Source organism: Cellulomonas edaphi (assembly GCF_030362815.1).
Lineage (GTDB): Bacteria > Actinomycetota > Actinomycetes > Actinomycetales > Cellulomonadaceae > Cellulomonas > Cellulomonas edaphi.
In genome coordinates, this window is sequence record NZ_JAUCGR010000001.1 from 486462 (window position 1) to 512493 (window position 26032).

Annotated in this window: 27 protein-coding genes and 1 tRNA gene; 11 read left to right on the forward strand and 17 right to left on the reverse strand. The window is 72.5% G+C overall.

What is annotated here, in order from left to right:
- Positions 1-56: 56 nt before the first annotated feature.
- Positions 57-986 carry a hypothetical protein gene (locus QRT05_RS02385; protein WP_289444923.1) on the reverse strand — a complete coding sequence of 310 codons (930 nt, stop codon included), beginning with the start codon at positions 984-986 and terminating at the stop codon, positions 57-59.
- A gap of 133 nt (positions 987-1119) precedes the next feature.
- On the opposite strand from QRT05_RS02385, the gene QRT05_RS02390 reads away from it, so the two are divergent.
- Both QRT05_RS02390 and QRT05_RS02395 read left to right on the forward strand, forming a co-directional pair.
- A complete protein-coding gene (locus QRT05_RS02390) occupies positions 1120-1659 on the forward strand; it encodes a peptidylprolyl isomerase (protein ID WP_289444924.1) in 540 nt (179 codons plus the stop codon).
- Between the two features lie 133 nt (positions 1660-1792).
- Positions 1793-2518, forward strand: a complete 726-nt coding sequence (locus tag QRT05_RS02395; RefSeq protein ID WP_326522624.1) for a rhomboid family intramembrane serine protease — start codon at positions 1793-1795, stop codon at positions 2516-2518.
- Between the two features lie 96 nt (positions 2519-2614).
- On the opposite strand, the gene crgA is transcribed toward QRT05_RS02395, so the two are convergent.
- A complete protein-coding gene (crgA, locus tag QRT05_RS02400; protein ID WP_289444926.1) occupies positions 2615-2863 on the reverse strand; it encodes a cell division protein CrgA in 249 nt (82 codons plus the stop codon).
- A 143-nt stretch (positions 2864-3006) separates the two neighbouring features.
- Between crgA and QRT05_RS02405 the strand changes: the two genes are divergently transcribed.
- The 4 genes from QRT05_RS02405 to QRT05_RS02420 are packed head-to-tail and all read left to right on the forward strand — an operon-like array spanning position 3007 to position 5439.
- A complete protein-coding gene (locus tag QRT05_RS02405; RefSeq protein WP_289444928.1) occupies positions 3007-3831 on the forward strand; it encodes a DUF881 domain-containing protein in 825 nt (274 codons plus the stop codon).
- Complete coding sequence (locus QRT05_RS02410; protein ID WP_289444930.1) at positions 3828-4634, forward strand: class E sortase; 807 nt, start codon at positions 3828-3830, stop codon at positions 4632-4634. Before QRT05_RS02405 ends, QRT05_RS02410 begins: the two co-directional genes overlap by 4 nt.
- Positions 4635-4654: 20 nt before the next feature.
- A complete protein-coding gene (locus QRT05_RS02415) occupies positions 4655-4816 on the forward strand; it encodes a hypothetical protein (RefSeq protein ID WP_289446128.1) in 162 nt (53 codons plus the stop codon).
- Complete coding sequence (locus QRT05_RS02420; RefSeq protein ID WP_289444932.1) at positions 4816-5439, forward strand: aminodeoxychorismate/anthranilate synthase component II; 624 nt, start codon at positions 4816-4818, stop codon at positions 5437-5439. The genes QRT05_RS02415 and QRT05_RS02420 overlap by 1 nt, the downstream gene beginning before the upstream one ends.
- A gap of 69 nt (positions 5440-5508) precedes the next feature.
- Here QRT05_RS02420 and pknB read toward each other — a convergent pair whose 3' ends face one another.
- From pknB to QRT05_RS02455, 7 genes are read right to left on the reverse strand one after another with little or no spacing between them, the layout of a single operon-like run.
- Positions 5509-7506, reverse strand: coding sequence for a Stk1 family PASTA domain-containing Ser/Thr kinase (gene pknB / locus QRT05_RS02425; protein ID WP_289444934.1), 1998 nt, complete (start codon positions 7504-7506; stop codon positions 5509-5511).
- Entirely contained in the window at positions 7506-8768 is a 1263-nt protein-coding gene (locus tag QRT05_RS02430; protein ID WP_289444936.1) for a serine/threonine-protein kinase, read from the reverse strand. The genes pknB and QRT05_RS02430 overlap by 1 nt, the downstream gene beginning before the upstream one ends.
- Positions 8765-10216 carry a peptidoglycan D,D-transpeptidase FtsI family protein gene (locus QRT05_RS02435; protein ID WP_289444938.1) on the reverse strand — a complete coding sequence of 484 codons (1452 nt, stop codon included), beginning with the start codon at positions 10214-10216 and terminating at the stop codon, positions 8765-8767. The genes QRT05_RS02430 and QRT05_RS02435 overlap by 4 nt, the downstream gene beginning before the upstream one ends.
- Positions 10213-11640 carry an FtsW/RodA/SpoVE family cell cycle protein gene (locus QRT05_RS02440; protein WP_289444940.1) on the reverse strand — a complete coding sequence of 476 codons (1428 nt, stop codon included), beginning with the start codon at positions 11638-11640 and terminating at the stop codon, positions 10213-10215. The genes QRT05_RS02435 and QRT05_RS02440 overlap by 4 nt, the downstream gene beginning before the upstream one ends.
- Entirely contained in the window at positions 11637-12965 is a 1329-nt protein-coding gene (locus QRT05_RS02445) for a Stp1/IreP family PP2C-type Ser/Thr phosphatase (RefSeq protein WP_289444942.1), read from the reverse strand. Before QRT05_RS02445 ends, QRT05_RS02440 begins: the two co-directional genes overlap by 4 nt.
- Positions 12962-13438 carry an FHA domain-containing protein FhaB/FipA gene (locus QRT05_RS02450; RefSeq protein ID WP_289444944.1) on the reverse strand — a complete coding sequence of 159 codons (477 nt, stop codon included), beginning with the start codon at positions 13436-13438 and terminating at the stop codon, positions 12962-12964. Before QRT05_RS02450 ends, QRT05_RS02445 begins: the two co-directional genes overlap by 4 nt.
- A gap of 10 nt (positions 13439-13448) precedes the next feature.
- A complete protein-coding gene (locus QRT05_RS02455) occupies positions 13449-14156 on the reverse strand; it encodes an FhaA domain-containing protein (RefSeq protein ID WP_289444945.1) in 708 nt (235 codons plus the stop codon).
- Between the two features lie 190 nt (positions 14157-14346).
- Here QRT05_RS02455 and QRT05_RS02460 point away from each other — a divergent pair.
- Positions 14347-14429 (forward strand) — tRNA-Leu (locus QRT05_RS02460).
- A 142-nt stretch (positions 14430-14571) separates the two neighbouring features.
- The gene (locus QRT05_RS02465; protein WP_289444947.1) at positions 14572-17622 is read left to right on the forward strand and encodes a hypothetical protein; all 3051 of its coding nucleotides are present in this window, start codon (positions 14572-14574) and stop codon (positions 17620-17622) included.
- Positions 17623-17679: 57 nt separating this feature from the next.
- Here the strand turns inward: QRT05_RS02465 and QRT05_RS02470 are convergent, their stop codons facing one another.
- The 6 genes from QRT05_RS02470 to QRT05_RS02495 all read right to left on the reverse strand — a co-directional run bounded on the left by QRT05_RS02470 (position 17680) and on the right by QRT05_RS02495 (position 22366).
- Positions 17680-18855 (reverse strand): peptidoglycan-binding domain-containing protein, encoded by a 1176-nt coding sequence (locus tag QRT05_RS02470; protein WP_289444949.1) that lies wholly within the window; start codon positions 18853-18855, stop codon positions 17680-17682.
- Complete coding sequence (locus QRT05_RS02475) at positions 18852-19244, reverse strand: DUF7144 family membrane protein (protein WP_289444952.1); 393 nt, start codon at positions 19242-19244, stop codon at positions 18852-18854. The genes QRT05_RS02470 and QRT05_RS02475 overlap by 4 nt, the downstream gene beginning before the upstream one ends.
- Positions 19237-19404, reverse strand: a complete 168-nt coding sequence (locus QRT05_RS02480; RefSeq protein WP_289444954.1) for a hypothetical protein — start codon at positions 19402-19404, stop codon at positions 19237-19239. Before QRT05_RS02480 ends, QRT05_RS02475 begins: the two co-directional genes overlap by 8 nt.
- A gap of 67 nt (positions 19405-19471) precedes the next feature.
- Positions 19472-20926, reverse strand: coding sequence for a DUF2079 domain-containing protein (locus QRT05_RS02485; protein ID WP_289444956.1), 1455 nt, complete (start codon positions 20924-20926; stop codon positions 19472-19474).
- A 27-nt stretch (positions 20927-20953) separates the two neighbouring features.
- Entirely contained in the window at positions 20954-21763 is an 810-nt protein-coding gene (locus tag QRT05_RS02490) for a CAP domain-containing protein (protein ID WP_289444958.1), read from the reverse strand.
- Between the two features lie 84 nt (positions 21764-21847).
- Positions 21848-22366: a flavodoxin family protein gene (locus QRT05_RS02495; protein ID WP_289444960.1), complete on the reverse strand. Its 519-nt coding sequence runs from the start codon at positions 22364-22366 to the stop codon at positions 21848-21850.
- A gap of 150 nt (positions 22367-22516) precedes the next feature.
- On the opposite strand from QRT05_RS02495, the gene QRT05_RS02500 reads away from it, so the two are divergent.
- The gene (locus tag QRT05_RS02500; RefSeq protein ID WP_289444961.1) at positions 22517-24124 is read left to right on the forward strand and encodes an FAD-dependent oxidoreductase; all 1608 of its coding nucleotides are present in this window, start codon (positions 22517-22519) and stop codon (positions 24122-24124) included.
- Between the two features lie 49 nt (positions 24125-24173).
- Here the strand turns inward: QRT05_RS02500 and QRT05_RS02505 are convergent, their stop codons facing one another.
- Complete coding sequence (locus QRT05_RS02505; protein ID WP_289444963.1) at positions 24174-24737, reverse strand: hypothetical protein; 564 nt, start codon at positions 24735-24737, stop codon at positions 24174-24176.
- A gap of 401 nt (positions 24738-25138) precedes the next feature.
- Between QRT05_RS02505 and QRT05_RS02510 the strand changes: the two genes are divergently transcribed.
- Entirely contained in the window at positions 25139-25306 is a 168-nt protein-coding gene (locus tag QRT05_RS02510; protein ID WP_289444965.1) for a hypothetical protein, read from the forward strand.
- A gap of 6 nt (positions 25307-25312) precedes the next feature.
- Here the strand turns inward: QRT05_RS02510 and QRT05_RS02515 are convergent, their stop codons facing one another.
- Positions 25313-25684, reverse strand: a complete 372-nt coding sequence (locus QRT05_RS02515) for a glyoxalase superfamily protein (protein ID WP_289444967.1) — start codon at positions 25682-25684, stop codon at positions 25313-25315.
- Positions 25685-25834: 150 nt separating this feature from the next.
- Here QRT05_RS02515 and QRT05_RS02520 point away from each other — a divergent pair, with 150 nt between their 5' ends.
- Positions 25835-26017, forward strand: a complete 183-nt coding sequence (locus tag QRT05_RS02520) for an antitoxin (protein ID WP_289444969.1) — start codon at positions 25835-25837, stop codon at positions 26015-26017.
- The last annotated feature ends 15 nt before the right edge of the window (positions 26018-26032 follow it).

Below are 26032 nucleotides of genomic sequence, written 5' to 3' on the forward strand. Positions count from 1 at the left end.
AGAGCCGCGACCGCCCCGAGGGGCAGTCGCGGCTCTCGGACTCGAGTGCGGGTGGCTCAGGCCTCCGCGTCGCCGGGCGTCGTGGGTGTCGTAGGCGTCGTAGTGGGCGTCGCGGGCGTCGTGGGCGTCGTGGGCTTCTTGGGCGCCGCCCGGCGCGTGACCTTCTTGGCGGTCTCGGCCGCGGCGTCCTTGGCCTCGGCCACCTTCTCCGCGGCGGCGTCCTTGACCTCGGTCGCCTTCTCGCCGAGCGACTCGGTGGCCGAGGTGACCGCGTCGGCGGCCTTGTGCGCGGCCTCGCGGCCGCGTGCGACGGCGGAACCGGCCGCCTCACCGAGCGCGTCGGCGGCGTGCCCGAGGTCGGCCCGCCCGCTCGACGTCGTGGTGCTGCCGAACGAGTCGGTGGGCTCCCACGGCTCGGCCCACGGGTCCACCGTGGAGCGCGAACGCCGCGCCGCGGCGAAGGCCGCGCCGATGCCGAGCAGGCCGAGGACGAGAAGCAGGACCTTGCCGCCGCGGTGTTTCTTCTCCGCCTTGGCGGCGGCTGCTGCGGCGACGGCGGCTGAGCCGGCGTTCGCCTTGACGGCCGCGGCGTCGACGGCGTGCTGGGCTGCGGCGCCCGCGCGCACGGCCGCCTCGTTCATGGCCTGGACCAAGCGCGGCAGCACCTCGTCCACCAGCTTGTCGTGAGCGGTGTCGATGGCCGGGCTGGCCTTCTCGGCCGCCGTCTGCACCTTGGGTGCTGCGGCCTTCACGCTCTCCTTGTAGAGGTGCTCCACGCGCGGGACGAGCCAGTCGACGAACGCCTCGACCTTGGGCGTCGTCCACTCCTTGGCACTCCCGGCGGCGTCCTGCGCCTTGCCTGCGGCCAGCTTCGCACCGGCGGCGGCCTGGCTCGCCGCTCCGCTGAGGGTGGAGCTGAGGTCCGCAGCCTGTTCCTTGAGCTTCTCCGTGTCGACGTCGAGGTTCGGATGACGCGTGAAGGGCATGTCCACTCCCGGTTTCGGTCGGCTGCGCTGACTGCTCACTCTGCCATCCCGCCAGCACGCGCGCAGGGTGGAACTGGGTCATCGCACACAACCCACACGGACGCGTGCGGGCCTGCGTGACAGACTGGGCGCCATGTTCGCGACCCTGCACACGTCCGCCGGAGACATCCGGATCGAGCTCTACCCCAACCACGCGCCGACGACGGTCGAGAACTTCGTCGGCCTCGCCACGGGTTCCAAGCCGTGGACCGACCCCGCCACGGGCGAGGAGCGCACCGACCCCCTGTACAACGGTGTGGTCTTCCACCGCGTGATCCCCGACTTCATGATCCAGGGCGGTGACCCGCTGGGCACCGGCCGCGGCGGCCCGGGCTACCGGTTCGACGACGAGATCCACCCGGAGCTGCGCTTCGACCAGCCCTACCTGCTGGCCATGGCCAACGCCGGCAAGCAGCTCGACCCGATCACCGGCAAGCCCGGCGGCACCAACGGCTCGCAGTTCTTCATCTCGGTCGCCCCCACCGAGTGGCTCACCGGCAAGCACACGATCTTCGGCAAGGTCGCCGACGACGCGAGCCGGGCGGTCGTGGACGCGATCGCGACCACGCGCACCCGCCCGGGTGACCGTCCGGTCGAGGACATCACCATCGAGTCCATCGAGATCGAGGACTGACATCTCCGAGGACGTCGCCGCCAGCCGGCCGACCGCACCTCCGGTGTGCCCGCGACACCCCGACAGGGTGTCGTACGTGCGCTGCCAGAGGTGCGGTCGGCCGGTCTGCGCCGACTGTCAGCGACCGGCACCGGTGGGCGTCCAGTGCGTCGACTGCGTCGCGCAGGCTGCCGCGGCCGCACCGGCGCGCAGGACGGTGCTCGGCGGTACCGCGCGGCCCGGCCTGCCCGTGGTCACCCTGACGTTCCTCGGCCTGTGCGTCGCGAGCTACATCGTCGGGCTCGTGAATCCCGCCTGGGTGGACCAGCTGGCCTTCAACCCCGTGCTGGGCGACTCCGAGCCCTACCGGTTCGTCACCGCCGCCTTCCTGCACGCGTCGACCATCCACATCGCGTCCAACCTCATCGCGCTGTGGTTCGTCGGTCCGTACCTCGAGCAGGCGCTCGGGCGGCTGCGGTTCGCCACGCTGTACCTGCTGAGCGCCGTCGGCGGCCAGGTGGGCGTGGTGCTCCTGGCCACCGCCACCCACAGCTGGACCACCTGGGTGGTGGGCGCCTCGGGCGCGGTGTTCGGCCTGTTCGGCGCCATCTTCTTCGTGATGCGGCGGCTGGGCGGCAACGCCTCAGGGATCATCGGCGTGATCGTCCTGAACGTGGTCATCGGGTTCGTGGTGCCGGGAATCGCGTGGCAGGCGCACGCCGGTGGCCTCGTCACCGGCGCCGTGCTCGGCGCGGCGTACGCCTACGCGCCCAAGAACCAGCGCCGTCTGGTGGCCGTCCTCGTGCCCGTGGCACTCGCCGCGGCGATGTTCGTGGCGGTCCGGATCACCTACGCGAACTTCACGCTCGCGAGCCTCTGAGCCGTCCCCAGACTTACTCACACCTGTGGAATTACACCGGTGTAGTTATCCACAGTGTGCGCAACTCCTGTGCACAGACCGGGGAAAGCTGTGGGCTCAGCGCCAGCGCGTCGTCATGCCGAACCCGGCGATGATGAGCGCGCCACCGACGGCCAGGTTCCAGCGCCCGAGCGCCGGGATCGGGTACTGCGACTGCGACAGGTACGTCACGACGATCCAGACGAGGCCGAGCACCATGAGCCCGAGCATCACGGGGACGAACCACGGAGGGTTGACCTTCGGACCGGCCGACTTGGCGGGCGGCGGGGTGTACGCGGCCTTCTTGCGGGACCTCGACTCAGGCACGTCCGGTTACTCCTGTCCGACGGCGGCCGGTCCGCGCGCTTCGCGGGTGGCCGTGGGGCATGGGTGGTCGAACGCGTCGTCGCGTGCGAACCATGGCCTAGCGTAGTGCGCGGCAGCGACCGCCCTGAGCACCCGGAGACCTCGTGAGCGACCACCCGCACCGCGCGCGGCGCCTGGTCGCGCGCGGGACGGTGTCGGTGGCGATCGTGCTGGCGCTGTCCGGCGCGCTCTTCGCCGCCAACGCGAAGTTCGCGCAGGCGTCCGGCGACCGCCATCCGCAGGACCTCGACGACCTCGCCAAGCAGGAGCTGTCGCGGGTCGACACCCTGACCGGCGAGGTCGACGACCTGCACGTGGACGTCGACGAGCTCGCCGCGGCGGCCAACGAGGCGTCGGGCACCACCGTGGGCACGCCGTCCGCCGCCTACCTGGTGGAGTCGGGCGCCACGCCGGTCACGGGGCGCGGCCTGACGGTGCGGCTCGACGACGCCCCCGCCGACTCCCGCCTGCGCGAGGACATCGCTCCCGACGTGCTCGTCGTCCACCAGCAGGACCTGCAGGCGGTGATGAACGCGCTCTGGGCGGGCGGCGCCGAGGCGATGGCACTCATGGACCAGCGGGTGATCTCCACCAGCGCGTTCCGGTGCGTCGGCAACGTGCTCCGGCTGCACGGCCAGCTCTACTCCCCCCCGTACGAGGTGCGGGCGATCGGCGACCCGGACCTCCTGCGCGCCGCGCTCGACGCGTCGCCGGACGTGGCGGCCTACCAGCGCGACGCCTCCGAGGTGGGGCTGGGCTGGAGCGTCAGGTCGAGCGCGCTCGACCTCCCGGCCTACGCGGGTGCCACGGAGCTGACGGCGGCGACGGTTCCCGCGGGGACGCCGATCCTCCCGGGCCTGCCGGCGGCGGGCGAGCCGTCGCCGGCCCTCGACGACGCCGGCGGCGTCCCGGGCAAGGTGGGCCCGTGACGGCCGTCGAACCCGCGGAACCGGCGGCGCGACGCCGGTCGCGCGCCTCGCGCGTGGTCTACGGGGTGATCGGCGTCATCGGCGAGATCCTCATCACTCTCGGCCTCCTGCTGTTCGGCTTCCTCGTCTGGCAGCTGTGGTGGACCGATGTGCAGGGCAACCGCGCGCAGGCCGAGATCGTGCGCGAGGTGGTGCGCGAGGCGCCGCCGACCGTCGCGCCGTCGCCGGGATCCACGAAGCCGGCTGAGGTGGTCGCGAAGCCGCGCCACGACGATCCGCCCGTGCTCAAGGACCAGAAGCACGCGACCACCTTCGCGACCATGCAGGTGCCGCGCTGGGACGGGGAGCCCGAGCGGCCCATCAGCGAGGGCACCGACCGCGCGACCGTGCTCGATGTCCTTGGGGTGGGGCACTACGAGGGCACCGCGATGCCGGGCGACATCGGCAACTTCGCCGTCGCCGGCCACCGCACCACGTACGCCAAGCCGTTCAACCGCATCCTCGAGCTCAAGAAGGGCGATCCGGTCGTCGTGCGGACCACGACGCTGGACGGCAGCGAGGGTACCGACACCTGGTACGTCTACCGGGTGGTGTCGACCCAGGTGGTTCCCCCGACCGACGTGGACGTGATCGCGCCGGTCCCCAACGAGCCGTACGCCAAGCCCACCAAGCGCATGATGACCATGACCACGTGCCACCCGATGTACTCCGCGCGCGAGCGGTTCATCGTGCACCTCGAGCTCGACTACTGGGCGCCGGTCTCGAGCGGGACCCCCGCCGAGCTGGTCTCGAACGCTGGCTGAGGACGAGCCAGGAAGGGACGATGATGTACGGATGGTTGTGGCGGCACCTCCCCGGGCCGACGGTGGTGCGCGTGCTCATCTTGCTGGCCCTGGCGGCGGCGGTGCTCGTGGCCTGCTTCGCCTGGGTGTACCCCGCCATCGCCCCGCACATGCCCTTCAACGAGACCACGGTGGGTGAGTGATGACCAGGATCCTGGTGATCGACAACTACGACTCGTTCGTCTACACGATCGTCGGCTACCTCGACCAGCTCGGGGCCGAGACGGTCGTGGTGCGCAACGACGCCGTCCCCCCGCTCGCCGAGCGCGGTGACTTCGACGGCATCCTCGTCTCCCCCGGACCGGGGACGCCCGCCGACGCGGGCGCCAGCATGGACGTCATCCGCGACTGCGCGGCAACGGGTACGCCGATGCTCGGCGTGTGCCTGGGCCACCAGGCGCTCGGCGAGGTCTTCGGCGGCGTCGTGACGCACGCGCCCGAGCTCATGCACGGCAAGACCAGCGAGGTCGCGCACGACGGCGCGGGCGTGCTCGCCGGCCTGCCGCAGCCGTTCACCGCGACGCGCTACCACTCCCTCGCGGTCGTCGCCGGGACCGTCTCCGACGAGCTCGAGGTCACCGCGACGACGCACGGCATCATCATGGGTCTGCAGCACCGCACCCTGCCGCTGCACGGGGTGCAGTTCCACCCCGAGTCCGTGCTCACCGAGGGCGGCCACCGCCTGCTCGCCAACTGGCTCGAGGTGTGCGGGTCGACGGACGCGGTGGCCCGCTCGGAAGGGCTGCACCCGCTCGTCCGCCTCTGAGTCGAGCCTGCAGACGCCGCGAGGGCCGGTGACCATCGGGTCACCGGCCCTCGTTGCATGCACCTCGGGTCAGGGGTTCGTGCCGTCGTCGTTCCCCGGAGTGGTGGGGTCCGGCGGGGTCTGCGGCGGGCCGGAGGACACGTGCAGCTCGATCACCTGGTCGAGCTCGACCTGCGAGCCGACGCCCGGGTCGGGGAACAGCACGTTGCCGGCCGGCTCCGTCTCGGACGGCTCGTCGATCCGCTTCGGCGTGCCGGTGATCCCGGCGTCCTTGATGGCCTGAACCGCCTCCTCGTACGTCATCCCGATGACGTTGGGGACCTCGGCGTTGGTGGGGGCCACCGCGATCTCGAGCGTGATGACGGTGCCCTGCTTGAGCAGCCCGTCGCGGTCCTGGCTCAGGACGGTCCCGGGCTCCTCGTCGGCCGACTCGACCTCCTTGGTGTTCGGCCGCATGTTGAGCTTGTTGCTCAGGGTGTCGACGGCTTCCTTCTGGTCCTTGCCGACGAAGCTCGGCACGTCGACGTTGCCCGTGGACACCGAGAGCTGGACGGACGTGCCGGCCTCGACGCTCTGGCCGCCCTCCGGGTTGGTCTTGGTGACCTGGCCCTTGGGGTAGTTCGGGTTGTCGTCGTCCTTGCGCGTGGGGTCGACGACGAGACCCACGTCCGTGAGCATCTTCGTCGCGTCGGCCTCCGTGCGTCCCGTGACGTCGGGGACGTCCACCTCACCCGGACCCGTCGAGACGGTGTAGGTGACGTTGGACTTCTCCTCGACCTCCTGGTCGGCCGGGGGGTTGGTCGAGATGACGTCGCCCTCGGGCACGGTCGTCGACGAGCCCTCGGCGCGCACCGGGACCAGGTCCGCGGCGGTCAGCGCATTCACCGCGTCCGCCTCCGACTTGCCGACCACGTTGGGGACCGCCACCGTGGTGGGCCCCGCGTTCTTGTTGGCGTTCGCGATGAGCAGGGCCGCGATGCCGGCGACGGCCAGCACCGCGATCGCGACCAGCAGCCACACGAGCCAGGGGCGCTTGCGCTCCTCCTCGTCGGGCACGGTGGCGACCTCGGCCAGGCCGGTGGTGCCCCACGGCGGCTGCGCCGGCGGAAGCGTCTGCGTGACCGGGACCTGCGGGGCGAGCAGCTGGGTCGCCTCGGCGGCGGCCACGGCCGGCACGATCGCGCCGACCGCCGGCGCCGAGACAGCGCCGCCGCGCAGCACGGCCTCGAGCTCGGAGCGGAACTCCGCGGCCGTGGAGTAGCGCGAGTCGCGCTCCTTGGCCAGCGCCTTGAGCGTGATGCGGTCCAGGCTGTCCGGGACGTCGGAGGCGAGCGAGCTGGGGACCGGCGCGGCCTCGCGCACGTGCTGGTAGGCCACGGAGACGGGCGAGTCGCCGACGAAGGGCGGCCGGCCGGTGAGCAGCTCGAAGAGCAGGCACCCGGTCGAGTACAGGTCGGACCGGGTGTCGACGGTCTCGCCGCGCGCCTGCTCGGGCGACAGGTACTGCGCGGTGCCGATGACGGCCTGCGTCTGGGTCATGGTCGCGGCGGAGTCGGCCACCGCGCGCGCGATGCCGAAGTCCATCACCTTGACCGCGCCGGTGGGCGTGAGCATGACGTTGGCGGGCTTGATGTCGCGGTGGACGATGCCCGCGTGGTGGGAGTACTCGAGGGCCGAGAGCACGCCCGCCGTGATCTCCACGGCCTCCTCGATCGGGACGGCGTGCCCGTCCCGCAGGATGTCGCGGACGGTGTGGCCCTCCACGTACTCCATGACGATGAACGGCACGTGGCCGACGACGCCGGTGGGCTCGGTGATCACGTCCTCGCCGGTGTCGTACACGGCGACGATGGCGGGGTGGTTCAGGGAGGCCGCGGCCTGCGCCTCGCGGCGGAAGCGGTTCTGGAACGAGGGGTCGCGAGCGAGGTCGGAGCGCAGGATCTTGATCGCGACCGTGCGTCCGAGCCGGGTGTCGTGGCCGATGTGCACCTCGGCCATGCCACCTCGGCCGATGAGCTCGCCGACCTCGTACCGTCCGGCGAGGATCCGGGATCCGTCGTCCACCACTAGGCGTCCTTCACTTCCGTCGCTCGAGGGCCCGCGTCACGCTCACCCTGGGGGATCATCGCACCGAACGCGCCGTCACGAGGGTACTGATCGCTTGTCGGCCCGGCTACGACCTGCGGCGCGACCAGCAGGATCGTGTCCGGACCGGTACCGGAGGCGCCCAGCATCTTGTCGGCCAGGGCGGCTCCGAGCAGCCCGACGAGGAGCAGCAGCAGGGCGATCAGGGGCCATCCGAATCGTCGCGTGCCCACCTGGACGCCGGTCTCGCCGCGCCCGGTGCGGTGCACGTGCGCGCCGTGGCCGGAGGTGCGCGCCGGCGGACGGCGGTCGGCGGGCGGGGGGAACGACGGCGGGGCGGCGGGGTTGCCGCGCACCGGCTGCACGAGCGGGTCGGGCGCGCGCTCCGGCGTCGTCGTGACGAGCACCGGGACGCCGGTCGGCGGCGTGCGCGGCACGAGGCGGTCGAACTGCTCGGCCAGCTCGGCACCCGACTGCGGGCGCGCGGCGGGGTCCTTGGACAGCAGGCGCATCACGAGGTCGGCGAGCGGCCGGTCGACCGTCGCGGGCAGCGGCGGCACGGGGTTGTTCACGTGCGCGACGGCGATGTCGACGGCCGTGGGGCCGGTGAACGGGCGGTGCCCGACGAGCGCCTCGTACGCGATGATCCCCAGCGAGTAGAGGTCGGACAGCGGCGTCGCCGCCCGGCCGACCGCCTGCTCCGGCGAGAGGTACTGGGCGGTGCCCATCACCATGCCGGTGGCCGTCATCACCATCTGGTTCTGGGCGAGCGAGACGCCGAAGTCGGTGATCTTCACGCGGCTCCCCCGCCCCAGCAGGATGTTGCCGGGCTTCACGTCGCGGTGCACCACGCCCATCTCGTGCGCGTGGTGCAGGCCGCGCGCCGTCTGCGCGAGCACGGGCAGCAGCTTGCGCGACGGCAGCACCGGCTCGCGCTCGAGCAGGTCGGACAGCGGCTCGCCGAGGACGAGCTCGATGACGAGGTAGCTGGAGCCGTCCTGCTCGCCGTAGTCGAAGAGCTGGGCGATGTTCGGGTGCGAGAGAGCCGCGGAGTTGCGCGCCTCGGTGCGGAACCGGTCGAGGAAGCCCCGGTCGCCCGCGAACTCGGCCTTGAGCACCTTGACCGCGACCGAGCGCGCGAGCGACTCGTCGTACGCCTCCCACACCTCGCCCATGCCACCGACGGCGATCTGCCGCACCAGCCGGTACCGGTCGCCCAGGGCCACGCCCGCCGCAGTCCTCACTTGTTCAGCACCGCCTCGATGACCGCACGGGCGATCGGTGCCGCGACGCGGCCGCCGGTCGCCTCGTTGCCCGCGCTGCCGCCGTGCTCGACGATCACGGCCACCGCGACCTGCGGCTTGTCGGCGGGCGCGAACGCGGTGAACCACGCGTGCGGTGCCTGGCCCTCGGCGTTCTGCGCCGTGCCCGTCTTGCCGGCCACCTGCACGCCGGAGATCTTCGCCGCGGTGCCCGTCCCGCTCTCGACGACCCCGAGCATCATCTCCTTGAGCGCGCTCGCGGTTCCTGGCGACACCGCGGTGGACAGGAGCGACGGCTTGGTCTCGGAGACGACGCTGAGGTCGGCCGCCCGCACCCGGTCGACGACGTACGGCGTCATGAGGCGGCCGCCGTTGGCGATCGCGGCCGAGACCATCGCCATCTGCAGCGGCGTCGCCGCGACGTCGAACTGGCCGATCGCGGACTGCGCGGTCTGCGGGGCGTTCGCGTCGGCCGGGAAGTGGCTCGTCGCGGTGCCCATGGGGATGGTGAGGTCCGCGTCGTCGAACCCGAAGCGCTGGGCCTGCTCGCGCAGCGCGTCGTCGCCGAGGTCCATGCCGAGCTGGGCGAAGGCCGTGTTGCAGGACACGCGCAGCGCCTGGGCCAGGGTGATGGGGTTCGCCCCGCACCCGCCGCCGCCGAAGTTGCCGATGCTCGCGGTGCTCTGCGGCAGGTCGAGCCGCACCGGCGCGGGGATCTCGCTCGTCTCGTCGTACTCGCCGCTCTCGAGCGCGGCGGCGGCCGTGACCAGCTTGAACGTCGAGCCCGGCGGGTACGTCTCGCGCGTCGCGTTGCTGCGCAGCGGGTTCCCGTCCTCGTCGCGCAGCCGGGCGTACGCGCTGGAGGCCTTCTTGCTGCTGTGCGACGCGAGGTCGTTGGGGTCGTAGCCCGGCGTCGACACGAGCGCGAGGATGCGGCCGGTCGCGGGCTCGATGGCGACCACCGCGCCCTCCTGGTCGCCTAGGCCCTCGAAGGCGGCCTTCTGCGCCGCCCGGTTCAGCGTCGTCTCGACGGCCGCGCCCTCCGGCTGGCGCCCGGTGAGCAGGTCGCGGACGCGAGTGAAGAACAGCTGGTCGCTGCGGCCCGTGAGGTTGTCGTTCTCGGCGTACTCGAGCTCGGTGCTGCCGTTGACGATCGAGTAGAAGCCGGTCACGGCGGAGTAGAGCTCGCCGTCGCTGTACCTGCGCTGGTACTGGAAGGGGTCGTCCACCTTGACCGACTCGGCCACGGCCTTGCCCTGGACCACGATGGGTCCTCGCGCGTTGCCGAACTCCCGGTAGAGCGTGCGCGCGTTGCGCGGGTCGGCGTTGAGGTCCTTGGCCTGGGCGAACTGGACCCAGGTGGCCCCGGCCATGAGCGCCACGAACATGACGATGACGACGGTGGCCAGTCGGCGCAGCGGCTGGTTCATCGGACTCGCCCGAACCGCTCGGTCGGGTCGTCCTGCGGCGCCGGCACGGGGATGCCGCCGGCCGGCGTGAGTGCGGAGACCACGGGCGCCGGGCGGCGCGCGTCGTTGGAGATGCGCAGCAGGAGGGCCACGATCACCCAGTTCGCCAGCAGGGACGAGCCGCCGTACGCCAGGAACGGCGTGGTCAGGCCGGTGAGCGGGATGAGGCGCGTGACGCCGCCCACCACGACGAACGTCTGGAACGCGACGACGAACGCGAGGCCACCGGCCAGCAGCTTGCCGAAGCCGTCCCGCACGCCGATCGCCGTGCGCAGGCCGCGCTCCGCGAGCACGAGCGAGATCATCAGCAGCGCCATGAGGCCCGTCAGGCCCAGCTCCTCGCCGAGCGAGGCGACGATGAAGTCCGACTCCGCGTAGGGGACCATGTCCGGCCGCCCCTGGCCCAGACCCGTGCCGAACAGCCCGCCGCCGGCCATCCCGAACAGGCCCTGCACCAGCTGACCCGACCCGCCGGGCGAGCGCCCGTAGACGTCCGGGTCGAACGCGTGCAGCCAGGCCTCGAAGCGGGCACCGACGTGAGAGAAGGCGGTCGCGGCCAGCGCCGCACCGCCCACGAAGAGGAGCAGGCCGATGACGACCCAGCTCAGGCGCTCGGTGGCGAGGTAGAGCATGGCCACGAACATGCCGAACAGCAGCAGCGAGGTGCCCAGGTCCCGCTCGAAGACCAGGACCGCGAGCGAGGCGGCCCAGACGATGATGATGGGCCCGAGGTCGCGAGCGCGGGGAAGCTGCAGGCCCAGCACCTTGCTGCCGGCCAGCGCGAGCGTGTCGCGGTGCGTGACCAGGTAGCCGGCGAAGAACACGGCCAGCGCGATCTTGGCGAACTCGGCGGGCTGCATGCCGATGGGCCCGATGTGCGCCCAGATGCGCGCGCCGTTGATCTGCTGGCCGATGCCCGGCACGAGCGGGAGGGCGACCAGGCCGAGGCCGACGACCATCGCGGTGTAGGTGTAGCGGCGCAGGGTGCGGTGGTCGCGCAGCAGGATCAGCACGGCGGCGGCCAGGGCCACGGAGATGGCGGTCCAGGCGAGCTGGCGTCCGGCGAAGCCGCTGTCGTGGTTGGGCTTCGCGGCGTAGGCGAGGTCGAGCCGGTAGATCATCGCGAGCCCCACGCCGTTGAGCCCGACCGTCAGGGGCAGGATCACCGGGTCGGCGTAGGGCGCGCGCCAGCGCAGGACCACGTGCATGAGCAGGGCGAGCGCGGTCAGGCCCGTGCTGTAGCCGACCACGTCGGCGGGCACCTCGCCCTCGACGCCCAGGCCCACCAGGGCGTACGCGCCGATGCCGACCATGAGCGCGAGCAGCAGCAGCCCGAGCTCCGAGCCTCGGCCGGCCCGGACGCGGTGCGGTTCGATCGTCGTCATGGCGCGGTCGACACCGTCGGCGAGCTCGGTGACGGCGTCGAGGTGGGGGTTGCCGTGGCGGTGGGGGTGGCCGTGGGCGCCACGGTGGGCTCGGGCGACGGCAGCGGCACCGTGGTGTCGAGCGCGAGCAGCTGCACCTGGACGCGGGCCGCCTCGAGGCTCTCGGCGCGGATGGTCTCGTCGACACGCTCGCGCAGGTAGGCGGACTGCAGGTCGGCGACCGCGACGTCGCTCGTCTCGACGACGGTCGACAGCTCGATGGGACCCAGCGCCTGCGGGATCCCGCGGAAGATGGCCACCTGGCCCTCGGAGACACCGACGTAGTACTGCGTCTGGGTCCAGGCCCACGCGCCGACCCCGACCGCCACGAGCAGCACCACGACGCCGACGGCGAGCGCCCAGACGCGCTTGCGCCTGCGCGGGGAGCCGGCGGGCTCGTCCTCGTCGGACTCCGGGGCCTCGTCGGCCTCGGGCTTGGTCAGGTTCGCCGCGCGGGCTGCCGGTCCGTCGGCGGCGCTCGTCGGCGCGTCGAACGTCGCGGCGGCGGAGCCGACCACGGTCGCGTTCGTCGTGGGGCCTGCGCCGTCGGCCACGTCGTCGAGCTCGATGACGTCGGCCAGCACGACCGTCACGTTGTCGCCGCCGCCGGCCCGCAGCGCGAGCTGGACCAGCCGGTCCGCGCACTGGTCTACGTCGTCGATCGTGCGCAGCGTCTCGGCGATGGTGTCGGCGCTGACGAAGCCCGACAGCCCGTCCGAGCACAGCAGCCACCGGTCGCCCGGCCGCGCCTCCCGCACCGACATGTCAGGGGTGACCTCGGCGTCGAAGTCGCCCAGCACGCGCATCACCACCGAGCGCTGCGGGTGGTGCTCGGCCTCCTCGGGGGTGATCCGGCCGATGTCGACCAGGTGCTGGACGAAGGTGTGGTCGGTGGTGACCTGCGTGAGGACGCCGTCGCGCATGAGGTAGCCGCGCGAGTCGCCGAGGTGCACCATCGCGAGCTTGTTGCCTGCCCGCAGGATCGCGATGACGGTGGTGCCCATGCCGGCGAGCTCGGGCTCGGCCTCGCTGCGGGCGATGATCTCGTCGCGCGCGGCCTCCATCGCGGCCTCGAGCTCGTCGAGCGCGTCGTCGGGACCGTGCGACTCGCCGTCCAGGGGGGCGAACGCGGCGACGGCGACGCTCGAGGCGACGTCTCCGCCCGCGTGACCGCCCATGCCGTCGGCGACCATGAGCAGGTGCGGACCCGCGTAGCCGGAGTCCTGGTTGTTGCTGCGGACGAGCCCGACGTCGGACCGCGCCGCGTAGCGGAGCGCGACGGTCACCTCTGCAGCTCGATCACGCTCTGGCCCACGCGGACTGGTGTACCGGTTGCGAGCTGTGTCGGGGACTCGACGCGCTGGTCACCGAGGAAGGTTCCGTTCGTGGAGCCCAGGTCCTCGACGAACCAGGACCCGCTCTGCGGGAAGATCCGCGCGTGGCGCGAGGACGAGTAGTCGTCGTCGAGCACCAGGGTGCAGCCCGGCGCGCGTCCGATCAGCACGGACGACGAGCCCAGCGGGACGATGGTGCCGGTCAGCGGGCCCTCGGTGACCACGAGCCGCAGCGCCTGCTGCTTGGGCCGGGGCGCGTCCTGCTGGGGCGCGGCCTCGGGGACCACGCGCTTGCGGGCGGCGCGGCGCTCGACGATGCGCGTGCCGTAGAGGTCACGGCGCAGCACGGCGATGGCGGACAGCACGAAGATCCAGAGCAGCGCCAGGTAGCCCAGCCGCAGCAGGGTGATCGTCAGCTCGCTCATCGCGTCGGCGTCACTCGTCCGGGTCCGGTTCGCCACCCGTCCAGAACAGGATCCGGGTACGACCGATGGTGAGGGTGTTGCCGTCCAGGAGGGTCGCCGCGGGCACCTGGTGCCCCTCGACGAACAGCCCGTTGGTCGAGCCCATGTCGCTCGCGACGACGCCCTCGGGCGTCACGCGGATCTCGAGGTGCTTCCGCGAGACGCCGGGGTCGTCGACGATGATGTCGGCCTCCGAGCCGCGACCGATCACGGTCACCGGCCCGGTGAGCAGGTAGCGCTGCCCGTCGATGTCGACCAGGGGGTGGCGCGCGCTGGGGGCGTTGCTGGCCGCCGGGGCCACGGCGCCGCGCACGGTGGCGCTGTGCACCTTGAAGCGGCCGGCCTCCTGCGCGGTGTCCTCGGAGAAGCTCACGGTGACGGGGCCGACGAAGGCGTAGCGCTGGCTCGCGGCGTGGTCGGTGACGTTCGCGGCGAACTCGTCCGCCAGCGCCTCCGCACCCCATGCCTCCACCTGGTCGTAGTCGGCAGTCGAGAGCTCGATCGTGAACTCGTTGGGGACCACGGTCCTGTCGCGGCCCACCACGGCGGCCCGCTCGTCGACCTCGCGGCGCAGCGCGCTCGCCAGCTCGACCGGCTTGAGCTCGCCGCGGAAGGCCTTGGCGAAGGCGTTGTTGACCACCCGCTCCACACCGTTCTCGAACTTGTCGAGGAAGCCCACGCCCACCTCCTTCTCACGCCGTCGCCCGTGCCGCGGGGTGCGGACGGTGGGAGCGGCGCGACGATGATCGCGGTCGATCCGCCTTGATGGTATCCGCGAGACCCGTGTGCGGGGTGCTCAACGCCTCCGGGCGGGCCGGTTCGCCCGCTCGTTCGGGGTGGGGTGCGGAACGTGTTAATGTTCTCGGCGCGCGCGAGTGGCGGAACGGCAGACGCGCTGGCTTCAGGTGCCAGTGTCCGAAAGGGCGTGGGGGTTCAAATCCCCCCTCGCGCACACAGGATGTCTTCGCCGGACATCATCGAACAGGCCGGACCCTCAGGGTCCGGCCTGTTCGCGTCGGGGCGACGGTCGTGACTAGTTGGACACGTGCCCAACATTGCTGGGCGCCGGTGACTCCGGGTGCGACACTTCGCGCGTGATCCGTCGGACCGATGACCGTTCCGCCCGCCCGGCCACCCTCGCGGTGGTCGTCGTCGTGCTGCTCGCGCTGGGCGCCCTCGTCGCGTGGCAGGTGGGCGGTCTGCTCGGGGTGAGCCACAGCCCCGCCCAGGTGCCCGCGGAGGAGCAGTCGTCCGCGCCGGCCCGGGACGACGTGCCCGCGCCCGAGGTCCGCACCGTGGTCGCACCCGACGCGCCGGACCTGCAGCTGGCGGCGCGGTCCGTGGCCGCGGCGTACGGCGCGCGCGGGCTGCCGCGGCCGCGGGTGTCGTCGGACGCGGCGGCCAGGACGACGTGCTGCACCATCGCGGCGGACGTCGACCCCGCCTCAGGCCTCACGGGTGAGCAGTTCCGGTTGCGAGCCGGCTCGGGCGTGACGGTCGTCGCCGGGACGCCCGCCGGCGCACGCGCCGGTCTGTACACGGTCGCCGACCGGATCCGCTCGGCGACCACGGTCGTCCCCGTCGCGGAGCAGGACGTCACGCAGGGCCCGCGGCTCGGGACGCGCCTGACCGACGTGGGGGCCGTCGGGCTGGACGACGACGCGGCGAAGTTCGCGACCGGGGACGACTACTCGCTCAACTCCGACGTGGTCGGTTCCGCGCTCCTGCCGGCGGCGCCGTGGGTGGACGCCGACGCGGTGGCCGAGATCGAGACCCAGTTCCACGCGCTCGTGGACCATGCCATGGAGCAGGGCTACAACGGCGTGGTCGTCCAGGGCTTCCTCGAGTACGTGACCTTCGACGAGCTCGGCGTCTACCCCGCGGGCGACCCGCACGTGGCGCGTGCGCGGGCGATGGTCCGCGCCTTCGGCCCGGTGTGGCAGTACGCGCACGACATGGGCATGAAGGTCTACCTGATGACGGACATGCTCGCGGTGAACCCACCGCTCGAGGAGTACCTGCACCGGACGGTCGGCAGCCTGGACACTACGTCGCCGAAGCTGTGGTCGGTGTACCAGGCGGGGGTGCGCGAGCTGTTCGCGAGCATGCCGTTCGTCGACGGGCTGATGATCCGCATCGGCGAGGGCGGGTCGGCCTACCAGCTCGAGGGCTGGGACTACGGCTCGAAGGTGGCCGTGACCACGCCCGACGCGGTGCAGGCGATGCTGCGCGCGCTGCTCTCCACCGCCGGGGAGCAGGACAAGGACGTGGTGTTCCGCACCTGGACGGTCGGGCTGGGTGCCGTCGGTGACCTGCACACCAACCCGGAGTCCTACGAGACGGTGCTCGGTAAGATCACGGACCCGCACCTCATCGTGTCCACCAAGTACTCGGCGGGGGACTTCTACAGCTACCTGTCGCTCAACCCCACGCTCGACGTGGGCGACCACCGACGCATCGTGGAGCTGCAGGCCCGGCGCGAGTTCGAGGGGCAGGGCGCCGTTCCGGACGACCTGGGCGCGCTCGAGCAGGGTGCGCTGCGCCGCTTCCTCGCCGACAACCCGAACGTCGAGGGCATCTGGAACTGGTCCCAGACCGGTGGTCCGCTCTATGCCGGGCCGCGCGCGCTCTACCTGCGCCAGGGGTTCTGGCAGCTGTGGGACCTCAACTCCTACCTCGCGTCGCGGATCGCCGCCGACCCCGAGGTGGACCTCGCCGCCGCACGTGCCGACTGGGTGCGCCAGACGCTCTCCTCCGACCGCGCGACCGTCGCGGCCATCTCGCGCGCCTTCGCGCTGTCGCGGTCGGCGATCACCGACGGCCTGTACATCGGCCCGTACGCGCAGCAGTCGGTGAAGGCGCTCGGCCTGGAGCCGCCGCCCATGATGTGGATCTTCGAGTGGGACATCGTCTCCGGCGACACCGCGACCTTCGACACCATCTACTCCCTCTCCAAGGACCACCTGGACGAGGCCGTCGAGCAGGGGCACCGAGCCGCGCGCACCGCGGCGCAGATGCGGGACGTCGTCGCGGGCACCTCTGCGTCCGGGTGGACCGACCCCGAGCAGCGGACCGCCTTCCTCGCGTCCGTCGAGTACGAGCAGGACCTGTTCGCGACCCTCGATGCCTACCGTGAGACCGTGCTGCGCCACGCGCAGTGGCTGGACACGGGGTCGCCGAGCGCGCGCGCGGCGGGCCTGGCGGCGCGGCAGCGCTTCGCGACGGCACGCGCCGCCCACGAGGCGCGCTACGGAGCGGACCCGCGGCTTCCCGCGTACAACTTCACGGCCGCGGACCTGGGTCTGGAGCGAGCCGGTCGAGACCTCGCGATGGCATGGACGGCGCGCGGGCTGCTCGCGGTGCTCGTCGTCGCGCTCGGGCTGGGCACGTGGAGGCAGGGGCGTCCGCGCTTCCCGGGCCACCGCGGGCTGCACCTGCTGTGGACGGGGGCGGTGCGTCCCTGGCGGCTGGGGGGCGTGGACGGACCGTCCGGCGCTGCGGACCGGATCGTCGTGATCGGTGTGCCGGCCCTGGTGCTCGTCCTGTCGCGCTGCGCGTACACCTGGTTCGCGGCACCCGCGCACCTCGCTCTCACTCTCGGCGCGTGGCTGCTGTTCGCCCTGGTCGCCGGGGTGCTGGCCGCCCGTGTCCTGGGCCGGCGGTCGTGGTGGACCGTGCTCGCGGCCGTCGGCGGCGTGGCGCTGCTGCGGAGCGCGCTGCTCCTCGCGGTCCTGTCCTGGCGGGGCCCGGGACGGTACTGGTTCGGCTTCTGGACCCTGCCCGGGCAGCGGACCGCGTACGTGACGGTGGCGTTCGCCGCGTTCTGCTGGCTGTTCGTGGCGACCTTCGCGGCACTGCGCTCGGCGGGATCGATCAGCCGCCGACGTGCCGGCGGGATCGTCGCGCTCGCGGGTGGCGCCGTGCTGCTCGTCGGCGGCGTCGTGGTGGCCGCGCTTGGGCTGGAACAGGTCCTGGCGACGTGGAACGACCAGATGGCGCTCCTGCCCTGGGGCCTGCACCGCATCCTGGGCATCACGGTGTTCCTCGGGATCCCCGACTCGCTGCCGCGGGACCTCGCGATCGCCGGTGCGCTCGCGTGCGCGACCGGGGCCGTGCTGGCGCTGGTCGGTCGGCGCCGCGCCTGACCCGCACGCGAACGAGCCGGGAACCCGAGGGCTCCCGGCTCGTCCTCGTGCTCGTCCTCAGTCCTCCGGCGTCTCGCTGGGCGTGGGGTCGGACTCGGCCGTCTCGGCCGGGTCGGGAGACGCGGCCGGCTCCGGCTCCTGCAGGTCGGCGAGCGCCTGCTCGAACGCGGCGACGGTCGCGGCGTCGACCTCCCCCGTGGCCGGCACGCCGAGGTCCTTCTGGGCCTGCTTCACGGCCGCGGTGAGCTCGTCGGACGGCTCACCGTCGACGGGACCGTCCCAGTAGCCCGCCAGCGTGAGCGTCTGCTGCAGCGCCGCCGTCGACGCGGTGCTCTCGGCGGCGTCGACCCCGGCCTTCGCACCCAGGGTGCTCTGGAGGGCGAGCTGGCTCGCCTTGTCCATGGTCCCCGTGACCGGCAGGTCGTTGGCCTTCTGCAGCTCCTCGACGGCCGCGACCGTCTGCGGGCCGTAGATCCCGTCGACGTCGCCCTTGTAGAGCTCGGCTTCCTTGAGCGACGTCTGCAGCGCCTTCGTGTACGCGCTCACGTTCGCGTCCGCCTGCTTGGCCTGGTCCTCGCTGAGGCAGCCCGAGTCGGCGAACAGGTGGATCCACGCCGCCTCGAGGGCCACGGCGGCGGCGTTGAACTTCTCAGCCGCCTCGACCAGCGGCGTGTCCGCCGAGATGCCCTCCTGGGTGGCCTCGAACTCGTCCTCCGCCTCCTCGACGCGCGAGACGCTGCCGGCGGGCAGGGTCGCGAGCGGGGTGGGCGTCTCCGCCTTCGCCGGCTCCTGCGGCGTGGCGCTCGCGGAGGCCTGCGCCTCGACGAGCGCCGCCTGGGCGTCGTCAAGGTCCTCCTGGGCCTGCGCCACGTCGTCCTGGGCCTTCTTCGCGTCCAGCGCGGCGTCCTTCGTGGCCGCGGCGGGCTTGCCCAGGTCTGCGCCCGCCGTCTGCACGTCGCCCACGGTCACCGCGGTCTGGTGCAGGACGTCGCCGTACCGGTCGAGCGCGGTGATGTAGCTCGAGCTGGCGGAGCACAGGGCGTCCCCGGCGTCCGCCGCCGCCTGCTCGGCGTCCGCCAGCGCCTTCTCCTTGGCCGTCACGTTCGCCTGGGCGACCGTGAGGTCGGACTCGGGCGTGCTCGAGCACGCTGTGAGCACGAGTGCCAGACACCCCGCGAGGCTCAGTGCCGCGGGGAGGAGCGAGCGGTGACCGCCCGCACCGGGCGATGTCACTCGGCCACCTCGCGCCCGTGCGCCGTGAGCGCCCAGATCACGAAGACGTCGAGGACGATGATGATGATGCTCCACCACGGGTAGTACGGCAGCCACGCGAAGTTCAGCAGGATGCTCAGGCTCGCCACGATCACGCCGATGGTCCGGGCCCACACGGCCCCGCTGAGGACGAAGAAGCCCGCCACCGCGACGAGCACGCCCACGAGCAGGTGGATCCAGCCCCACGCCGTGATGTCGAACTCGAAGATCCACGTGGCGCCCGCCACGTAGAAGGTGTCGTTGAACAGCGCCACCAGTCCCTGCAGCGCCTGGAGCACACCCGTGACGATCATCATCGTCGCGGCGAACAGCGTCAGTCCCACGGCAAACCCGTTGCGTTGCTCAGTCACGGTCGGATCCCTTCTCGATGCTGCTGGTTAGCTGGCGGTCGCGGGCCGTCCCGCGCGGGATCTCCCACGACGAGGCGCCGGCAGGGTGCGGGACCCGGCCGGGCGCGCCCACGTCCGCGGCGTCGCGCGCCGTGACGTTGGCATGGATCCCGGAGTACACACGCGGATCGTCGCGGCGCGCAGGGTGGGCGCGCACTACCCGCCACGGGGTGAACGTGCGGGGTGGCTCAGCCGCCCGTGCGCACGGCGAGCTCGTATCCCGCCTCGTCGTACTCCAGCTCGTAGGTGGTTCCGGGGTGCCGGGCCTCGGCCCAGGTGGCGGCCTCGCCGGGCCCGGTGCCCGAGCCGCCCGCGATCGTGTCGAGCAGCACGAAGTCCGGCGCGGGGTTGCCCTCGTTGCCCATGTAGTAGACGTCCGTGCGGTCCACGACGTGGCTCATGAGGCCGATGTCGCTCTCGACCACGGCGTCGTCGGGGATGAGCGCGAGCACCTGGCGGGCCTCGGCGTCGCGGTCGGACAGCCTCCAGAACTCGGGATCACCGAGCCGGTGGATGTCCAGCTGCGGGACCAGCATGACCGCCACCGTCACGGCGACCGCAGGTGCCATGACCGCTGCGCGCCGCAGCCAGGCACGGGGGGAGGCGCCGGCCAGCTGGATGCCGTCGAGCATCGCGACGAACGCGATCGGCATGAGCACCGCGCTGTAGTGCCACGTGTGGCCCCAGTAGCCGTAGTTGCTGGACCACATGCGCCACAGCAGCGTCGGAATCGCCACGAGCATGAGGGGCGAGCGCAGGCCGATCACGCCGGTGATGGCGACCAGCAGCAGGACGGTGATGACCTTGCGGCCGTCGTCGACGAACCAGATGGCCGCGTCCCACGGGTGGGTCACGAGATGGCGCAGGTCGATCTTGCCCGCGTAGTCCCACTGCCCGCCCTTGCTCATGGCCGGGATCAGCACCTTGGTGGTGAGCACCAGCCACACCGCGCCCCACGCCGCGAGCCACAGCCCGATCCGCTCCCGGCTGCGCCACGCGAGCACCAGTCCGATGGCGACGACCGTGAGGCCCAGGTCCTCCTTGACCAGCACGAGCGGAGCGGCCCACGCGGCGCACGCGACCCAGCGCTCGCGGGTGAGCGCCACGAGCGAGAACGCCAGCAGCGGGACGGCGAACGCGATCTCGTGGAACTGGACCGCGACCGCGCCCACCAGCCCGAAGCTCACCGAGTACGCGGCACCGAGAGCGAGCCCGATGCCGAGACCCACGACCCGGATCGCGTGGCGGGTGATGACGTAGACGGAGACCGCGAAGAGCAGGGCCTGGACCACCAGCAGCGTGAACGCGCTGGGGAAGATCGCGTAGGGGATGCCGAGCGTGGCCAGCAGCGGGTGGAAGTGGTCACCCAGGAGGTTGAAGTCGGCGCCCTTGACGGTGACGATCGGCGCCTCGAGGTGCGCGTACCGCCTGGCCAGCTGCGCGAAGATCGACAGGTCCCACGACGGGGACTCCCAGCGGCGCCACTGCGACCAGGAGAACGCGACGTAGACCAGCGCGGCGGCGGTCGCCATGCCCGCGGCGGCCCAGCGGGCGGTGCGGGAGGCGACGCGTGGGACGTCCGGCTCGAGCGTGGCCGAGGGGTCCACACCCGTTGCGCTGTCGTCGTCGAGAACCCCGGTCACACGCCGAGGGTAGAGGTAGGCGGCGCCTCAGCCCAGGAACACCTGGGCGCACAGCGGGCCTCGAGGCCCCTGGGTGCAGCCGACGCCGATCTTCGTGTACTGCGTGCCGAGGATGTTCGCCTTGTGCCCCGGGGAGCCCATCCAGCCCGCCACCGTCGCCTTGGCCGACGTGTAGCCGAGCGCGAGATTCTCGCCCACGGTGCCCGTGCCGCACGCCTCGACGACGGGGCCGAGCGGGTCATGCTCGAAGCGGTCCTGGGCGACGAGCACGGCGGTGCGGGACGCCGCCTGCTTCGTGGCGCACGACGACACCGCCAGGCGGGGCAGGCCCGCTCGAACGCGCTCGGCGTTGGTCAGGGTGACGATCTCGTCGACCAGCGAGCGGGGTCCCGGCCGGCCCTCCTGCGTGGGGCGTGTGGTCGACGTCCGGGAGGGCTCCGGCCTCGGAGTCGGCTTCGGGGTCGCCTTCGGGGTCGCCTTCGGACGAGCCTCCGCGCGGGTGCCAGGGGACCGGGCGGGCGCGGACGAGGGCCTGGCCGCCGCTCGCGGCTCGGTCGTGCGGGTGGGGCTGGGCTTCGCCGTTGGTCGCGCGGACGGGGTGGCCGTGGGCTCGGCCGGCGACGCGGACGGCAGCGGGGTGGGGTTCGACGCGGCCGGGGATGGTGCTCCGGTGGTCACCGCGGGCGGCGGCTCGATCGTCGCCGTGTCGGCTCCCCGCCCCACCATGGCCGCCGCGACGGCGACCGCGACGACGATCGCCACGACCGCCAGCGCCCGCAAGACCAGGGTGGCGCGCGCGGGCCCGGCCGCCGACCGGCCGTGCTGCGGGGAGGTCATCACGCGACCGTACCGGGCGAAAAGCGATACCGAGGAAGGAACCGGACGGGATGAGCGGGCGCCGTCCGCGTTGCCGTGGCGTGGTCAGCGCGCAGCAGCCGCCGCGAAGAGGGCGAGCGAGCGCCCCCAGGAACGGGCGCGCTCGAGCTCGTCGGGCAGCAGCCCGGAGCTGCGGCCGCTGACGGCGAACGACTCCGGGGGCACCACCAGCGTGGCACCGGCCTTGCCGAGGCGGCGCGCGATGGCGGGCGCGGCCGAGCCGGCGCGCCGCCCGAGCAGCGCGGTGTCGAAGACCGCGGCGGGCCGTCCCGCGCACCGGCCGGGCAGTGCGTCGAGCCACTCGCGCACCCCGTCACCAGGCGAGAGCGTGGGGTCGCCGTCGTGGCGCGCGGCCGAGCGTGAGCGGGGCGTGGAGAGCCCGCGCTGGTGTGTCGGAGCGCCGACGACGAGCAGCGTCGTCTCGTCCTGCACCGCGCCGGGCGGCACGAGCCCGACCTCGCACACCGTCGCCCCGACCCGCACGTCGGCCAGCCCGGCGGCGATCGCCTCGGCCACGGCGGCCGTGCTTCCGTACATCGACTCGAAGACCAGGAGGGCAGCCATGGTCCTACGCTCCTCCCGGCCCTGGTCGCGCTCGCGGGTCCAAGGTCCCTCCAGGCCGGGGTACTTGATCCACCGGGAGCCGGCCCGCGGCGCTCGCCCCTCTGCCACGATGCAGGGACAGGAGGTCCACGAGGCGAGGGCGAGGCTCACGTGATCAGTGCCGACGAGTTGAGGGCCATCCCGCTGTTCGCTGACCTGACCTCCGAGCAGCTGGCCTTTCTGTCCCGGGCGGTGGAGGACATCTCCCTGGTGCCCGGCGAGTACGCCGTGCACGAGGGCGACGACCGGGCGCTCTACGCGGTGGTCGAGGGGCTCGTCCACCTCACCAAGGAGGTCAACGGCGTCGAGCGGGTGATCGGGCCGCGTGGACCTGGTGAGCTGTACGGCGAGGTGCCGGTGATGCTGAGCATGAACATGCCCGCCGGGTGCGTCGCCGTGGAGCCGTCACGCATCCTGCGGGTCGACGTGGGCACGTTCTTCACGCTGGCCGCGACGGCTCCGCAGGTGGTGGCGACCGTCGGTGCGCTGGCCAAGGGCCGCATGGAGGGGCTCAAGGAGATCGCGGCGGAGAAGCCGACGCCGGACATGGTGGTGATCGGGCCCCCGGTCGACCCCCGGGTCCACGAGGTCCGCACGTTCCTCAACCGCAACCGCATCTCGTTCGAGACGATCAGCACCGACCACCACGCGGGCCCTTTCCCGGTCGTCGAGCTCGCCGACGGACGCAGGCTCGTGGACCCGAGCATGCGGGAGGTCGCGCTCGCCGGCGGCCTCGCGGTGTTCCCGGCGCACGACCACTACGAGGTCGTGATCATCGGCGGGGGTCCCACGGGCCTCACCGCGGCGGTCAACGGTGCCGCCGAAGGGCTGCGCACCCTGGTGGTCGAGAGGTTCGCACCGGGCGGTCAGGCGGGCACGTCGACGCGCATCGAGAACTACACGGGCTTCCCGTTCGGCGTCTCGGGGGACGAGCTCGCGAGCAAGGCGATGCGCCAGGCCAAGCGGCTCGGGGCCGAGATCGTGGTGACGCGGGCGATCGAGGCGATCGACGCGTCCGCGAGGACGCTGACCCTCGACGGCGGGGCGCAGATCAGCGCGCAGGTGGTCCTCGTGACCTCCGGTGTGGAGTGGCGGCACGTCGACCTCGCGGGGATCGACCGCTTCGTCGGCAACGGCGTCTACTACGGCGCCGCGCGCAGCGACTCGGGCCTGGCGCACGGCCAGGACGTGTTCATCATCGGCGCCGGCAACTCCGCCGGGCAGGCGGCGCTGTTCTTCTCCCGGCACGCCCGGTCGGTGACCCTGGTGGTCCGCGGCGAGTCGCTCGCGGCAAGCATGTCGCAGTACCTCATCGACCAGATCGCCTCGAACCGGCACATCGTGGTCGAGACGCGGTCCGAGGTGGTGGCCCTGCACGGCCAGGACGCGCTCCAGGCGATCGAGGTCGCCGACCGGCGGACGGGCACGGTCCGGCAGCGAGACGCCGAGGTGCTCTTCGTGATGATCGGGGCGGACGCGGTCACGTCGTGGCTGCCGCCCGAGGTGGCGCGCGACTCGCACGGCTTCGTGCTGACCGGACCGGACGCCCGCGACTCCGGTCGCTGGACGCAGCCGCGCGAGCCGTTCGCGCTGGAGACCACCGCCCCGGGGATCTTCGCCGCCGGCGACGTGCGGTCGGGATCGGTCAAGCGGGTGGCGTCCGGGGTGGGCGAGGGCGGGATGGCGATCGCCTTCGCGCACCAGTACCTGGCCCTCTAGGGGCCGTCGACGACGGCAGGTGCCGCGCGCCGGCGACCGACCGCCCGGCTCAGGCCACCGAGGGCGTCCGGGCCCGCAGCACGCCATCCATCGCCGAGCGCAGCCCGAGGCGGGGCGCGAGGCCGTCCACCTGCACGAGGGCCGCGACCCCGAAGCTCTGGTAGAGCCCCACCAGCTGGTCCAGGAGGTCCCGCTCGAGAGGGCCGGACTGCTCGAGCACCGTGGTGGCGCCATCGAGCACCAGATAGGTCACCGTGCCGTCGAAGTCGTCGGCCGGGGCGACCCGGAAGCGCACCGAGCCGTGCTCCACCGCCTGGGGCAGCAGACGGCCCCGCACGTGCGCCACCTCCAGCAGGTTGCGCAGGGTGCGCGCGTCCGCCGGGTCGAGGCCTTCCGTGGCATCGAGCGCATCCAGGTCCACCAGGACGACGCACGACTCGGCCGCGTCGTCCTGGGACGGGTGCCAGGACGCGTCCACCTCGAGGGAGAGGAACCCGGCGTGCACGGAGTACGCCGCTCGAACGAGGTCGACCCGGTCGGGCAGGGACAGGCCACGCAGCGGGTTGGCGCGAGTGGTCGAGGCGGAGCCGCACGAGCAGGAGATCGTCACCATGGCTCCAGGGTGCGCCCGACCACTGACACGACGGCCCGCGGCACGCCGGTGGCGGCTCACTCGCGCGTCGACCCGTCAGGTCCCCCACGCACGAGGTCGCCTCGGGCATGGTGGTGCGGTTGCACCGGCGTCGGCACCGGCACGAGTACCGGCACCACGTCGCCGGTGCGCGGTCCCGGCGCGGGACGGACGTGGGGCCCGACGGCGGGCCGCCCGTCCCCCCGCGCAGGGGTGATTTCCGCCACGCGGTACGTAGCGCTGTCCGGGGGTGTCCTCATTTGCGAGGTCCGGATGCCGTAGGGGATGGCTACAGTCGGCCGTTGGTCCCACCGAGAGCCTGCGATCACGCGGTCCGATGGAGCTCGTTGCAGCAGAGGATGACCCAAGAGAGGAGGACGACGATGAGCGTCCAGGAGAACGACACCGTCGCCACCACCGCCCCGGGGAACCACGCGTTCACCGAGCCGAACCCGTTCCTGTCCGAGACCGGCCACCTGACCGTCGAGGGACGCGTCGCGCCGATGCAGCGGACCGTCAACGCCGTGCCCACCCAGCGCGCGAACGACTGACACCTCTCAGCCCCGCGCCGGGAGCTGCTGCACGGACCACTCGTTGCCGTCGGGGTCCGCGAACCGCGTGAACCGCCCCCACGCGAGGTCCTCGACCTCAGGGGCGTCGACCCCGTTGGCGACCAGGAACGCGCGCGTCGCGTCGGCGTCGTCGACCACCACCTGGATGCCCTTCACCGACCCGGGAACGGTGTCGATGATGCCCTCGCCGATCGCGATCGAGCAGGCCGACCCGGGCGGCGTGAGCTGGACGAAGCGCAGCGTCTCGGAGACGCGGACGTCGTGGTCCACGACGAAGCCGACCTGGTCGGCGTAGAACGCCTTGGCCCGGTCGACGTCCGTGACCGGGATGAGGATGAGCTCGATGCGGATGTCCATGACTCTGCCCTTCGCCGGTGCGGGAGGTTTGTCCCGGTTCGGGACGTACGGACATGCTCTCGCCGACCACCCACACGTGCGGATCGTTGCCGTGCAGCGCATGGTGGTGGGGCGGGAGGCCCGCACGGAACGTGACGAGAGGGGACTGCGATGGGGCTCGACGACCTGGTCGCCAAGGCGAAGAACGCGCTCGACGGCCACGAGGACCAGGCGAAGGACGCGCTGGACAAGGCCGCGGAGGCCGTGAAGGCGCGGACCGGTGACGGCACGGACGCGAAGGTCGACGACGTCGTCGACAAGGCGAAGCAGTACCTCGACGAGCAGAAGCGGTAGCCCGCGGCCGGCAGT